Genomic DNA, 13717 nt, shown 5'->3' on the forward strand with positions numbered 1-13717 from the left:
GCAGTCACCATGCGCTTCATCGAAACATGGACGCCGGCCACGCTCGTCTCGACCCGCGACCTCGCGCCTGGCATCCGCGAATTCCTGATTCTGCCGGATCAGTTTGACGGCGCCGCCTATCCGGTCGGCAGCCACATCAATGTCAGCGTGACGATCGATGGCCTGCCGGAGACGCGATCCTATTCGCTGGTCGGCGAGGCCTCGTCGCGGGGTTTAAGGATCGCGGTGCGCCGCGCCGAGGATTCCCGCGGCGGCTCGCGCTACATGTGGCAGCTCGCGCCGGGTGCCCGGCTCGACATCACGCGGCCGTCGTCACTGCTCGCGGTCGACTGGGCGCGCGCAAATTATTGCCTGATCGCCGGCGGCATCGGCATCACCCCGATCCTCGGCGCCGCGCAGGCGCTGGCGCGCCGCGGGGTGGACGTCACGCTGCACTATGCCGTGCGCGGGCGCGGTGATGCGGCTTATCTCGACGATCTTGCAAAGCTGCTCGGCGATCGCCTGGTGGTTCATGCCAGCGACGAAGGCAGGCGGCTCGATCTCGACGCGGTGTTCGCCTCACTTCCGCAAAATGCGCTCGCACTGTTCTGCGGCCCGATGCGGATGCTCGATGCCGCGCGCCACGCCTGGATCGGAGCCGGACATCCGCTTCCCGATCTCCGCTACGAGACCTTTGGTTCCAGCGGTACGCTGCCGACTGAGACGTTTCGCGTGCGGCTGAAGGGCACCAATACCGAGCTCGAGATCCCGCGCGAACGCTCGATGCTGGATGTGCTCAACGCCGCCGGCCACGATGTGATGTACGACTGCAAGCGCGGCGAATGCGGCCTCTGCGCCATCGACGTGGTCGCGGTCGACGGCGAGATCGATCATCGCGACGTCTTCTTCAGCGACCATCAGAAGCAAAGCAACCAGAAGATCTGCGCCTGCGTCTCCCGCGCCCGCGGCACCATCACGGTGGACACGCTGCTCCGCGCGGATGCGATCTGAGGCGGCTGCGGCGGGATCGATTTGGGCGGAATGGACGGCGCCGCGGGCTCCACCTCTCCCGCTTGCGGGAGAGGTCGGCGCGAAGCGCCGGGTGAGGGTTCTCTCCTCTTGGGGAATCCCTCTGTGGAGACACCCTCTCCCCGACCCTCTCCCGCAAGCGGGAGAGGGGGCTCACCTCCCTCGTGGTCGGCACTTGGCTCCGATCTGACGCGACCTACGCCGCGTAGGTCGCCCGAAACTTCTTCGTATCAAGCAGCGCCAGAACCTGCTCGGCCGATACCGGCCGGCTGATCAGATAACCCTGAACCTCATCGCACTGGGTCTCGCGCAGATATTCGAGCTGGTCGGCAGTCTCGACGCCTTCCGCGACCACGCCGATGCGCAGGTCGCGTGCGAGCGAAATCACCGACTTCACGATCGCGGCGCAGTCCGGCTGCACCAGCATGTCGCGGATGAAGGATTGGTCGATCTTGATGCGGCTGAACGGCAGCTTGCGCAAATACGTCAGCGACGAGAAGCCGGTGCCGAAATCGTCGAGCGCCACCGTGGCGCCGAGCTCCAGGAGCGCATTCAGGATCGACGCGGCCGAGCCGTATTTCGACAGCAGCATCGATTCCGTGATCTCGATCTCGAGCCGGTGTGGAGCGACCTTGGCGTCGGCCAGCGCCTGCACGATGGTCTGGAGGATGCCGGCGTTGTGAAATTGTGCCGCGGAGAAATTCACGGCGACGCGGATCTCTTCGGGCCAGTCCGCAAGCGTGGCGCAGGCGCGACGTATGACCCATTCGCCGATCTCGTGGATCAGCCCGGTCTCTTCGGCGATCGGAATGAACTCGCTCGGCGGCACCAGTCCGCGTGAGGGATGCTGCCAGCGCAGCAGCGCCTCGAAGCCGGTGATGCGGTTGTCGTCGAGATCGAGGAACGGCTGGAACACCAGAAAAAACTCGTCGCGCGCGATGGCGCCTTCCAGGTCCGCTTGCAGCGCCTTGCGGTCGCGCGAGGCCTTGTCGTCGGCTTCCTCGAAGAAGCAGACCGTGCCGGGGCCGGCCTTCTTGGCGCGATAGAGCGCGGCGTCGGCGTTCTTCATGATGTCGAGTGGCGTGTTGCCGTCGCGCGGCGCCAGCACGATGCCGACGCTGGTGGCGCCAACGATCTCGCAGCCCGCGATCAGGAACGGTTCGGCAAAAGCCGCAACAAAACGCTCGGCGATATCAAGCGCATCCTCTGGCCGCGCCAGATTGGCCATCACCAGCGCGAACTCGTCGCCGCCGATGCGCGCGACATGCTCGGCCGCGCGGGTGCAGCGTTGCAGCCGGCTTGCGACCTGGACCAGAAATTCGTCGCCGGCGGGATGGCCGAACTTGTCGTTGACCTCCTTGAAGCGATCGAGGTCGAGCAGTAGCACCGCAAACTCTTCGCCGGAGAGAGCGAGCCGCTTCAGGGCTGCATCGAGCGTCTCGTTGAAGGCGAAGCGGTTGGGCAGTTGGGTCAGCGGGTCTTGCCGCACCGTGCGCTCCGCCTCGATCTGCCGCATCACGCGCCGCGCGAAGGCGAAGGAATTGACGAACACGGCGCGCAGCAGCACGCTGCCGTAGACCAGCACCAGGATGGCCACCAGCACATAGGCGGGATCGCCGTCCCGGCTGAGGCAGATCGCGATGCCGATGAAGATGGGGGTCGTGAACGCGATGGCCGCGATCGGGACCGTGGCAAAGGCCAGCGCGCCGCCGGCCAGCATGCCGGAGCAGAGGCAGGTGATGACGAGTTGGCCGCCGGTGGCGGCGTTCGCAAAGAAGGCGACCGGCACGATGCCCCAGGCCGCACCGAGCACGAAGGCGTTGCGCACCAGCCGGTGGATGGCGCGACGCGAGACAAATTGCGGTTTGGTGATGCGCCGCGAGGCATGCGATTGCAGGCCGAACACGATCGCTGCGCCGGCGACGACCTCCGCCCACGAGAGGGCGAGCTTCCAGTCAGGCGAATGCCACAGCGCGACAGCAAGCACGGCGGCGTTGCAGGCATTGGCCAGCATGATGCCGACGGAATAGCCGAGCACCAGCGACATCTGCTCGGCGCGGATATGGCCGGCGACCGCTTCGTCGGTTGCGGGACCGCCGAACGCCGACAGATCGCCGGCGAACAGCCGTGCGAAATAGCTGGTCAGTTGAGTCCGCATTCCAGGGCCTGCAAGCATGGGCCGTTCGTCCGGCTCGGTCCGGAGAATTCGCCGCAAACCTTTGACGAACTATGAATTATCCCAGCAGGCGAGCGTCGCTGTGACCACTTCTGCGTGTCCAAGCCGCCGTATCGATAACAAATCGATACAAATGCGGTGTCCCGCGTTACTGCTGTAACGGCAGCGGGATGTTCGCCACCACCTCCGCTGTCATGCCCCGCGAAGGCGGGGCATCCAGTACGCCGCGGCTTATCGGATCAATCACACCTGTCTCGGAGTACTGGATCGCCCGGTCGAGCCGGGCGATGACAGCAGTGCCCCAGGCATCACCGCCCCAATTGCTTCGGATCGTAATAGAACCGCTCCTCGATCAGCTTATCGCCCCGCCACGTCTGCCACGCGATCTCATCCAACGTTCGGATAACCCCTTCCGCGTTGGTGAAGCTGAAGCTCCAGCGCGTCGCGACATGGTCGCCCTCGATCATGCTTGGCCCCACGCGCACGGCCTTGACCTCCTTGGAGGCCGCGAGCACGCCGCGCTCCTTGGCGACGAGCTTGTCGCGGCCGACCGTCGGGGCGGCGTTGTTCTCATACGTGGCTGCATCGGGCGTATAGAATTGTTCTATCGCGCCGATGAAATCCCCATCCTCCAGCCGCTTCGCAAAAGCTTCGACGATGTCACGGCTCGGCATGGCGCACCTCACGATTAAAACCGACTGATAGTCGGTAAATACCGACCGTTGGTCGAAAAGTCAACTGGCCGCCTGCACTGAATTCGATTAGACGATAACCATGGCAAAACAGGCGGAGCGGCGGGCTGCGACATCGGAGGCGATCCTGACGGCGGCGCGTCGCCTGTTCGGGACGCAAGGCTTTGCCGCCACCACCATGGACGAGATCGCGGAAGCGGCCGGCGTCGCCAAGGGCGCGGTCTATCACCATTTCAAGACCAAGGAAGCCGTGTTCGAAGCCGTGTTCGATTCCGTCTCGCGCGATCTTGTCGCGGAGATCGACAGCGCCGCGCGTGCCGAGAAGGACGTGCTCGCCGCCATGGTCGCCGGCACCCAGCATTATTTTGCTGCCACCGCAAAAGGCCCGACCGGCCAGATCATCCTGCGCGACGGCCCGGCCGTGCTCGGCTGGGAGCGTTGGCGCGAGATCGACGCGCAGCACTTTGGCGGCAAGCTGCCGCGCGCGCTTTCGGCGGCGATGGAAGCCGGCCTGATCGCAAAGCAGCCGGTCGAGCCGCTGGCGCGCCTTCTGCTTGGCGCGGTGACGGAGGCCGCGGTCGCCTGCGCCGGACGCGCGGATATCGCAAGGGCGGGCGCGGAATATGCCCGTGCGTTCAAGTCGCTGGTCGAGGCGCTGCGTCTGCGGGCATGATTGTACAAAAGCGTTTTCGAGCGAAGTGGGTACCGGTTCGCGTAAAGAAAACGCGTCAAAACAAGAATCTAGAGCGCTGTTCCGATTTTATCGGAACGGTGCTCTAGTGACGAAACGGAAACGCCACACCAACAAGAAGAACAGTAGCGCATGAACGCAAATTCCTCCCTCGCACCGTCAGATCCTGAATTCGACTACATCATCGTCGGCGCCGGCTCCGCCGGCTGCGTGCTCGCCAACCGCCTGTCGGCGAACGGCAAACATTCGGTATTGCTGCTCGAAGCCGGCCCGAAGGATTCCAACATCTGGATCCACGTGCCGCTCGGCTACGGCAAGCTCTTCAAGGAGAAGACCGTCAACTGGATGTACCAGACCGAGCCGGAGCCCGAGCTGAAGGGCCGCCAGGTGTTTCAGCCGCGTGGAAAAACGTTGGGCGGATCGAGCTCGATCAACGGCCTGCTCTATGTCCGCGGCCAGCATGAGGATTACGATCGCTGGCGTCAGCACGGCAATACCGGCTGGGGCTATGACGATGTGCTGCCCTATTTCAAGAAGGCCGAGAACCAGACGCGCGGCGCCGATCAATATCACGGCACTGGCGGTCCGCTGCCGGTCTCCAACATGGTCATGACCGATCCGCTGTCGAAAGCCTTCATCGACGCCGCGGTCGCGAACGGCTTGCCCTACAATCCCGATTTCAACGGCGCCACGCAGGAAGGCGTCGGCCTGTTTCAGACCACCACGCGCAACGGCCGTCGTGCCTCGACGGCGGTGGCCTATCTCGGCCTCGCGAAGACTCGCGTCAATCTCAAGATCGAAACATCAGCGCTCGGCCAGCGCGTGCTGTTCGAGGGCCGCCGCGCCGTCGGGGTCGAATACCGTCAAGGCGCTACGCTGCGCCGCGCACGGGCGCGCAAGGAGATCGTTCTGTCGAGCGGCGCCTACAACTCGCCGCAGCTGCTTCAGCTCTCCGGCGTCGGTCCCGCCGATCTCCTGCGCCGGCACGGCATTGATGTCGTGCTGGATGCGAAAGGCGTCGGCCACGATCTCCAGGATCACATGCAGGTCCGCGTCGTGATGCGCTGCGCGCAGAAGGTCACCCTCAACGACACCGTCAACAATCCGATCCGCCGCACGCTCGCCGGCGCGCGCTATGCGCTGTTCCGGAAGGGTTGGCTGACGATCGCCGCCGGCACGGCGGGGGCGTTCTTCAAGACCAGTCCGCGGCTGGCCTCGCCCGACATCCAGGTGCACTTCCTGCCGTTCTCGACCAACAAGATGGGCGAGAAGCTGCATGATTTCTCCGGCTTCACCGCATCGGTGTGCCAGCTTCGCCCTGAAAGCCGCGGCAGCTTGCGCATCAAGAGCGCGGACCCGACGGTGCCACCGGAGATCCGCATCAACTACATGTCGACCGAGACCGACCGCACCACCAATGTCGAAGGTCTGAAGATCTTGCGCAAGATCCTGAACGCGCCGGCGATGAAGCCGTTCGTGGTCGACGAATACGATCCCGGGGCGAAGGTATCCACGGATGCCGAGCTGCTGGATTACTGCCGCGAACGCGGCAGCACCATCTATCATCCGACCTCGACCTGCCGTATGGGCAATGACGCACTCGCGGTGGTCGACCAGCGGCTGAAGGTGAGGGGGCTCGAAGGCCTTCGGGTGGTCGATGGCTCGATCATGCCGGATCTGGTCTCGGGCAACACCAATGCGCCGATCATCATGATCGCCGAAAAGGCGTCCGATATGATATTGGAGGATGCGCGGTAACCCGCGCATCTCGAGAGGATAAAAGCTTGGCTATTCGACTTCGGATCGGCACACGCAAGAGCGCGATGGCGCTGGCACAGACGGAAGAGATCGCGCGCCGCCTGACCGCCGCCGTGCCCGAGATCGAGGTCGAGATCGTCAAGTTCGACACGTCAGGCGATCTCGACCAGACCAGCAAGCTCCTGCCGCATGGCGGCAAGGGCGGTGCCTTCGTGGCGCAGATCCGCGCCGCCGTGCTGTCCGGCGAGTTGCAGGCGGCGATGCATTCGCTGAAGGACATGCCCGGCAACGAGGACACGCCGGGCCTCGTCATTGGTGCCACACTGTCGCGCGATCCCGCGAGCGATGCACTGGTGCTGCGCGACGGCGTCACGCTGGAGGCGCTGCGGCAGTCGCGCGGCAAGGGTTTTAAAGTTGGCACCAACGCCGTGCGCCGCGCCGCCTATGTGCGGCGGTTGTTTCCGGAGATCGAGGTTATTCACTTTCGCGGCGCCGCCGATACGCGCGTGCGAAAGCTCGACAATGGCGAGAAGCAGCGCCTGCCGGAGGGCGGCGCTGTCGGGCCTGCGGATGCGCTGATCATGGCGCGCTCGGGTCTCGACCGCGTTGGTCTTGCGAACCGCATCGCCTACGAATTCTCCGCGGCGGAGATGCTGCCCGCGGCCGGGCAGGGCATCGTCGCAGTGGAATGCGCCGCGCAGGACTGGCAGACCCGGCAGATCCTCGCGTCGATCGATGATCCCACGGCGCATGCCTGTGCCGATGCCGAGCGCGAGGTGCTGTGGGTGCTCAACGGCCACTGCAACTCGCCGATCGCGGGCCTTTCGACCATCACTGGGGATCAGATGTCGCTCACCGCATCCGTGCTCGACCTCTCCGGCAACACCATCATCGAGGTTTCACACGCCGGCCCTGCGAACCGCCCGCGCGAACTCGGCCGTGCGGTGGGACTCGATCTGCTGACGAAGGGCGCCGCCGAGATCATCGAGCGCAGCCGGCCGCGCTAAGTCAGCAGCACGGCGGGCATCGGTGCGATGATGGCATCATGCGCCTGTTTTGCCCGACGGGTCAAACCTCGTTGCTGCGTGACTTGAAGCCATGCCAGACGGAATCCTTCAATGATTTCTACTGTGCATGGGGTTGTTTTCGCGTTTTTATTTCGCGCCCCTAGGCGAGACAAATCATCTCCGCACGCGCTTCAGCATCTGCTCGACATGGGCGATCGGCGTCTCCGGCTGGATGCCGTGACCGAGATTGAAGATGAAGCGCCCTTGCGCAAAGTTCGTCAGCACATTGTCGACCGCACGGTCGAGTGCTGCGCCACCGGTGATCAGCACGAGCGGATCGAGATTGCCCTGCACGGCGACGCGTGACTGCACGCGCTCGCGGATGAAGGCGGGCTCGGCGGTCCAGTCGATGCTGACGGCGTTGACGCCAGTGCCCTCGACATAGCCCGGCAGCTGCGCGCCGGCGCCGCGCGGGAAGCCAATGATCTTCGCGTCCGGCACCTTGGCGCGCACGCCTTCGACGATGCGGCGCGTCGGCTCGACCGACCAGCGCGCGAATTCGGCCGGCGGCAACACGCCGGCCCAGGTGTCGAAGATCTGCAAGACGTCGGCGCCGGCGGCAAGCTGCATGAGCAGATAATTGATCGAGCTCTCGACCAGCACGTCGATGATCTTTGTAAACGCGTCCGGATGCCGATAGGCCATCATCCGCGCCGGCCCCTGGTCCGGCGTGCCCTGGCCCGCGACCATGTAGGTCGCGACCGTCCACGGCGCGCCGCAGAAGCCGATCAGCGCAATCTTTGGATCGAGCGCGCCGCGCACGATGCGCAACGCCTCGAACACCGGCGCGAGCTTGCCGAAATCGGCGTAGGGGGCGAGCGTCGCGACCTTGCCGGGATCATCGAGCGGCTCGAGCCGAGGGCCCTCGCCGACCTCGAAGCGCACGGAGCGGCCGAGCGCATAGGGGATCACGAGAATGTCCGAGAAGATGATCGCGGCATCGAAGCCGAACCTGCGGATCGGTTGCAGCGTCACTTCGGCGGCAAGCTCCGGATTGAAGCAGAGATCGAGGAAGCCGCCGGCCTTGGCCCGCACCTCGCGATATTCCGGCAGATAGCGGCCGGCCTGCCGCATCATCCACACCGGCGGGATTGCCTGCCGCTGGCCGGAGAGCACTTCGATGAAGGGTTTGGTCGCAGACTGGGGCACGAACTGTCCTGATGTAGATTGAGGTTCCTGATACACTGCCGCAAGCCCGAGCGGAACAGGGGAACCAGCGCAAATGCGAAGCGTTGATCAGCTCACGGAGGAGGAATCCATGGCTGAGACATTCAATCCCGCGCCGCACGACAAGCACGCCGACGATCTGGGCAAGGCGCTCGCCGCCGACCGCCATGCCAAGCTCGACGCCGGGCTGGAGGACAGTTTCCCCGCGTCCGATCCCGTCAGTGCTGCCCAGCCGACGCCCTCGAAGGCCGACGCGGAGGCGGACAGCCCGTCGCTATGGGACAAGGTTAAGGCGATCTTCAGCTAAGGCGCGCTCGCTCGCCGGTTTCCGATAGGATCGATAACGCATTGTTAGCGATCTGCGGACGCTTGAGTCCGTAGGAGTACGGGAAAACCCGGATATGCTTCCGAATGTCAGCAAGCGTTTCAGGGTTCAATAACAGAAGCGGCAGAAGTTCCGACGATCGGAGATTTCTGCCGCATGAACGTCGCCTCACAGAGAGCCGGATGGAGCCGACTGCCGCTGCGTGCGGCGGCGTTTGTCGTGCTCACCTGCGTGGCGATTCTCAGCGTCAGTGGCTGGCGTGAATGGGCGGCACGCGACGCGGTGCTGAAAGGCGCCGAGACGGAGATGGCGAACGTCGCCCGCTCGCTGACGCAGCATGCCGAGGACAGTCTCGATCTGCTGGATTCCGGTGTTGTCGGCGTCGTCAGCCGGCTGGAGATGGACGGCGCCGATCCCGCCACGATTGCGAAGCTGCGCAACCTTCTGGAGGCGCGCAAGAAGGCGATGGATCGCGTCCATAGCCTCGCCATCATCGACGACCAGGGCAACTGGCTGACTTCGCCCGGCACGATCGCCTCGACGCTCAGCGACGACGCGTTCTTCCGTCACCACCAGCTCTCGCCCAAGCGCGAGGCCTATATCGGCCATCCCGTGAAGAGCCTGCTGGACGGCGAATGGGTCGTCACCCTGTCGCGCCGCTTCAACAAGCCGGACGGCAGCTTTGGCGGCGTGGTGCTCGCGGCCATCAGCTCCAGATATCTGTCGCATTTCTACGAGCAGTTCGAGATCGGCCGCAACAGCTCCGTGACGCTGATGTACGGCGACGGCATGATCATCGCGCGCAACCCGAACAACGAGAAGTTCGTCGGCCGCAATGTCGGCGACACCCCGCTGTTCCGTGATGCCAGCCTGCAACGGCCGAATGGCGCCTATCATTTCAAGTCGCCGCTGGACGGCGCCGAGCGCGTCAGCTTCTTCAAGCGCTCTGGCCGTTATCCGCTCGTCCTGCTCGCCACCGTCGACAAGGAGGAGCTGCTCGCGCCGTGGCGTGCCGCTGCGATCTCCCGCATGCTCTACGTGCTCGCGCTGGTGATGCTGATCGCGGTGATCGGCGCGGTGCTGGTGCGGCAGTTGCAGCGTGGCCAGAGCATGGCCGCCGCTCTGGTCGAGAAGGAGGCGCATTTCCGCCTGCTCGCGGAAGGCTCCAGCGATATGGTCACCCGCATCGGGATCGACGAGCGCCTGCGTTACGTCTCGCCGTCGTCGAACCGCGTCATCGGCTGGCGCGCCAATCAGCTGATCGGCACGCTTGCGCTCGCGGGCATCCACCCGGACGATCTGCCGCAGGTCCAGGCCATCATCGACGCCATGAAGCGCGGCGAGAAGGACGAAGCGCGCGTCACCTACCGCAATGTGCACCGGCAGAAATCCGAGGTCTGGCTGGAATCGACCATGCGGGTGACGCGCAAAGACAACGGCCATGTCGACGGCGTGGTCGCGATTTCGCGCGATATCACCGAGCAGAAGCAGCTGGAGAGCAGGCTCGAGACGCTCGCGATCGAGGACAGCCTCACCGGGCTTGCCAACCGGCGCCGCTTCGACGAGCGGCTGAACGAGGAATGGGCGCGCGCCTATCGCGACCGCTCCAGCCTTGGCCTCTTGATGATCGACGTCGACCACTTCAAGTCCTACAACGACGAATACGGCCATCCCGCGGGCGACGCCTGCTTGCGCGTGGTTGCGAGGATCATCGCCGCAGAGATGCAGCGGGTCGGCGATCTCGCGGCCCGCTATGGCGGCGAGGAATTCGCCATGCTGCTGCCGAACACCGATGCCGCCGGCTGCGCCCGGATCGGCGAGCGGATCCGCAGCGCCGTTCACGATGCCGGCCTCGTTCATGCCTCCAATCCGACAGCGGGATGCGTGACTGTCTCGGTCGGCGGCGCGGCCTGCCGGCCGTCGTTCGAGCGCACGGCGGGGGCGGGATCGCTGGTGGAGGCGGCCGACCGCGCGCTTTACGCTGCCAAGGACGCTGGCCGCGACCGCCTGATGATGTCGGGCGAGGTCATGAACCTGCTGGCCAGAGCGTCTGGTCAGTAATCCCGCTCAATAATGCGGTGGGCGCTCGTTGGCGGGACCCGGCGCGTTCGCCTCGGCCTCCTGCAACCGTTCGCCGAGTTGTGCGAGCTGCCGCGTCAGCGCGTCGATCTGCTTCCATTGCGCGGTGATGGTCTTGTTCAGGGTCTCGATGGTGTCGTCCTGATAGGCCAGGCGCGTCTCCAGCGCGTCGATGCGTTCGCTCAGCGCGTTGATCTCATTCGTCACGGCCGTGTCCCTTGTCCCGTTCTTGCAAACCATGGCCGAGAGCGACGCGCTCGTCGAACACAAAACATTCGCCGCGCCAGCGGCTCTGCGCCTCCGGTACTTCTTCCAGATATCGGAGGATGCCGCCCTTGAGGTGATAGACCTCGGCAAAGCCGCGCGCGAGCAGATGCGCGCTCGCCTTCTCGCAGCGGATCCCACCGGTGCAGAACATCGCGATCTTGCGGTGTTTCGTTGGATCGAGCTGTTGTGCTGCAAAGTCCTTGAATTGGCCAAAGCTCTTGATCTCAGGGTCGACCGCGCCCTCGAACGTGCCCATGGCGACCTCGAAGGCGTTGCGGGTGTCGAGCACCAGCGTGTCGGGCGCCGAGATCAGCGCGTTCCACTCGGCGGCCTCAATGTAAGTACCGACCTGTCGGGTCGGATCGGCGGCCGCATCGCCAAGCGTGACGATCTCCTTCTTCAGCCGCACCTTGAGTCGGCCGAACGGCATCGCCTCGGAGGTCGAGAGCTTCAATTCGAGATTGTTAAGCCTGCCGCTAAACAGGTCGCCGTGCGCGAGTTCATGGGCGAATGCGTCGATCGCGTCGGGCGCGCCCGCGATCGTGCCGTTGATGCCCTCATTCGCCAGCAGCACGCTGCCCTTCAGCGAAAGGCCGGCACAGAACGCGCGCAGCGGCTCGCGCAGCTCGCGGTAATCGGGCAGGGCGGCGAATTGGTAGAAGGCGCAGACCTTGGTGATCATGAGGCCCGTTTAGCAGGCGGCCGCCGCCCAGAAAACCCGCGTGGCGGGGTCTATACGCCCAGCGGATGGCAGCCATTTCCCTGGTATGCCAGCATTGCCCGGGCGGCCCGGAATGTGCCATGAAGGCTCGGTTTTTCCGAGATGGCGCGGCGCGCGCCAACGGCCCCAAGAGAGCAAGAATTCGATGAGAAATTTCCACTTTCCCGGCAGGTCCACGGTCCACGCCACCAACGCGATGGTCGCGACCTCGCATCCGCAGGCGTCCCTCGCCGCGATCGAGGTGCTGCGCGAGGGCGGCACGGCGGTGGACGCGGCGGTGGCGGGCTCGGCGGTGCTCGGCGTGATCGAGCCGCAATCGACCGGCATCGGCGGCGACTGTTTTGCGCTGATCCAGCCGCGCGGCGAGGGCAAGATCATCGCCTATAACGGCTCCGGCCGGGCGCCGAAGGCGGCGAACGCGGACTGGTATCTCGAGCGCAAGATGACGTCCGTGCCGCTGACCTCGGCGCATGCGGTCTCGATCCCTGGCGTGATCGACGCCTTTGCGACCGTGCTGCGCGATCACGGCAAGTTCGGCTTCGACCGGCTGCTCCAGCCCGCGATCAAGGCGGCCGAGGAAGGCTATGTCGTCGCGCCCCGCATCGCCTTCGACTGGAAGAACCAGTTCGAGAAGCTGAAGGGTGGCACCAACACCGTGCGTTACCTGCTGCCGGGCGGCAAGCCGCCGGTCGCCGGCGACGTCATCCGCCAGGCCGAGCTCGGCAAGACGCTGCGCGCGATCGCCAAGGACGGCCGCGACGCCTTCTACAAGGGTCCGATCGCGGAAGACATGGTCGAGACCCTGCGCGGAATTGGCGGCCTGCACACAATCGACGATTTCGCCGCGCACACCACCGAGACGACGACGCCGATCGGTACCACGTACAAGGGTTACGACGTCTGGCAGTGCCCGCCGAATGGCCCGGGCGTTACCGCGCTGCTGATGCTCAATATCCTGTCGCGCTTCGATCTGACGAAGTTCGCGCCGCTCAGCGTCGAGCGCTTCCATCTCGAAGCCGAGGCCGCGCGCATCGCCTACATGAATCGCGAGATGCATGTCGCCGACCCCGAGCATATGAAGATCAACGTTGCCGAGATGCTCGCGAAGGGCTTTGCCGACGAGTACATCAGCAAGATCCGCCTGGACGGCATGCTCGACCTGCCGAACGTCGCACCGCCGATGAATCCTTCAACCATCTACATCACGGTGGTGGACAAGGACCTCAACGTCTGCTCGTTCATCAATTCGATCGCGCATTCGTTCGGTTCGGCGATCGTCTCCAACAAGACCGGCGTGCTGTTGCAGAACCGCGCCGGCGGCTTCCGCATCCAGCCGGGCCATCCCAACTGCATCGCCGGCGGCAAGCGCCCGCTGCACACGATCATGCCGGGCCTGCTCACCAAGGGCGGCCGTTCGGTCATGCCGTTTGCGGTGATGGGCGGCCAGTATCAGCCGGTCGGCCAGACCCACGTGGTCACCAACATCCTCGACTATGGCTGCGACGTGCAGGAGGCGATCGATATGCCGCGCGGCCTGCACTACGAGGGCCAGTATCAGCTCGAGGACAGCGTTCCGGCCGATATCGTCGAGGGTCTCAAGAAGCTCGGCCACAAGACCACCAGCGTGGTCGGCCCGCTCGGCGGCGCCCAGGCGATCTGGATCGACTGGGACAAGGGCACGCTGACCGGCGGTTCCGATCCGCGCAAGGACGGCTGCGCGCTCGGTTATTGATCGAGGGCTGGGGCTGGAAACCATACGTTCGTTG

At 64.9% G+C, this 13717-nt stretch carries 12 protein-coding genes; 7 read left to right on the forward strand and 5 right to left on the reverse strand.

Annotated elements, in window-relative coordinates; genetic code table 11:
- Window positions 1–9 precede the first annotated feature (9 nt).
- Window positions 10–990: a PDR/VanB family oxidoreductase gene (locus tag UP06_RS32950; RefSeq protein ID WP_045007876.1), complete on the forward strand. Its 981-nt coding sequence runs from the start codon at window positions 10–12 to the stop codon at window positions 988–990.
- 214 nt (window positions 991–1204) lie between these two features.
- Here the strand turns inward: UP06_RS32950 and UP06_RS32955 are convergent, their stop codons facing one another.
- Both UP06_RS32955 and UP06_RS32960 read right to left on the reverse strand, forming a co-directional pair.
- Complete coding sequence (locus tag UP06_RS32955; protein WP_045007877.1) at window positions 1205–3166, reverse strand: putative bifunctional diguanylate cyclase/phosphodiesterase; 1962 nt, start codon at window positions 3164–3166, stop codon at window positions 1205–1207.
- 326 nt (window positions 3167–3492) lie between these two features.
- Complete coding sequence (locus UP06_RS32960; protein WP_045007878.1) at window positions 3493–3858, reverse strand: nuclear transport factor 2 family protein; 366 nt, start codon at window positions 3856–3858, stop codon at window positions 3493–3495.
- A gap of 100 nt (window positions 3859–3958) precedes the next feature.
- On the opposite strand from UP06_RS32960, the gene UP06_RS32965 reads away from it, so the two are divergent.
- The 3 genes from UP06_RS32965 to hemC all read left to right on the forward strand — a co-directional run bounded on the left by UP06_RS32965 (window position 3959) and on the right by hemC (window position 7332).
- Complete coding sequence (locus UP06_RS32965; protein ID WP_045007879.1) at window positions 3959–4549, forward strand: TetR/AcrR family transcriptional regulator; 591 nt, start codon at window positions 3959–3961, stop codon at window positions 4547–4549.
- 150 nt (window positions 4550–4699) lie between these two features.
- Complete coding sequence (locus UP06_RS32970; RefSeq protein WP_045007880.1) at window positions 4700–6325, forward strand: GMC family oxidoreductase; 1626 nt, start codon at window positions 4700–4702, stop codon at window positions 6323–6325.
- Window positions 6326–6351: 26 nt separating this feature from the next.
- Window positions 6352–7332: a hydroxymethylbilane synthase gene (gene hemC / locus UP06_RS32975; protein WP_082078455.1), complete on the forward strand. Its 981-nt coding sequence runs from the start codon at window positions 6352–6354 to the stop codon at window positions 7330–7332.
- 174 nt (window positions 7333–7506) lie between these two features.
- Here hemC and hemE read toward each other — a convergent pair whose 3' ends face one another.
- Window positions 7507–8541 (reverse strand): uroporphyrinogen decarboxylase, encoded by a 1035-nt coding sequence (gene hemE / locus UP06_RS32980; protein WP_045007882.1) that lies wholly within the window; start codon window positions 8539–8541, stop codon window positions 7507–7509.
- A 109-nt stretch (window positions 8542–8650) separates the two neighbouring features.
- Here hemE and UP06_RS32985 point away from each other — a divergent pair, with 109 nt between their 5' ends.
- Window positions 8651–8866, forward strand: a complete 216-nt coding sequence (locus tag UP06_RS32985) for a hypothetical protein (protein ID WP_045007934.1) — start codon at window positions 8651–8653, stop codon at window positions 8864–8866.
- A 174-nt stretch (window positions 8867–9040) separates the two neighbouring features.
- Entirely contained in the window at window positions 9041–10945 is a 1905-nt protein-coding gene (locus UP06_RS32990; RefSeq protein ID WP_045007883.1) for a sensor domain-containing diguanylate cyclase, read from the forward strand.
- Between the two features lie 6 nt (window positions 10946–10951).
- Here the strand turns inward: UP06_RS32990 and UP06_RS32995 are convergent, their stop codons facing one another.
- Together UP06_RS32995 and trhO are read right to left on the reverse strand one after the other, a co-directional pair.
- On the reverse strand, window positions 10952–11170 hold the full coding sequence (locus UP06_RS32995; RefSeq protein WP_045007884.1) for a SlyX family protein: 219 nt from the start codon (window positions 11168–11170) through the stop codon (window positions 10952–10954).
- Window positions 11160–11912 carry an oxygen-dependent tRNA uridine(34) hydroxylase TrhO gene (gene trhO, locus UP06_RS33000; protein ID WP_045007885.1) on the reverse strand — a complete coding sequence of 251 codons (753 nt, stop codon included), beginning with the start codon at window positions 11910–11912 and terminating at the stop codon, window positions 11160–11162. Before trhO ends, UP06_RS32995 begins: the two co-directional genes overlap by 11 nt.
- A 184-nt stretch (window positions 11913–12096) precedes the next feature.
- On the opposite strand from trhO, the gene ggt reads away from it, so the two are divergent.
- On the forward strand, window positions 12097–13683 hold the full coding sequence (gene ggt, locus UP06_RS33005; protein WP_045007935.1) for a gamma-glutamyltransferase: 1587 nt from the start codon (window positions 12097–12099) through the stop codon (window positions 13681–13683).
- Window positions 13684–13717: the final 34 nt, after the last annotated feature.

Origin of the sequence: Bradyrhizobium sp. LTSP857 (genome assembly GCF_000938285.1) — a bacterium.
Lineage (GTDB): Bacteria > Pseudomonadota > Alphaproteobacteria > Rhizobiales > Xanthobacteraceae > Bradyrhizobium.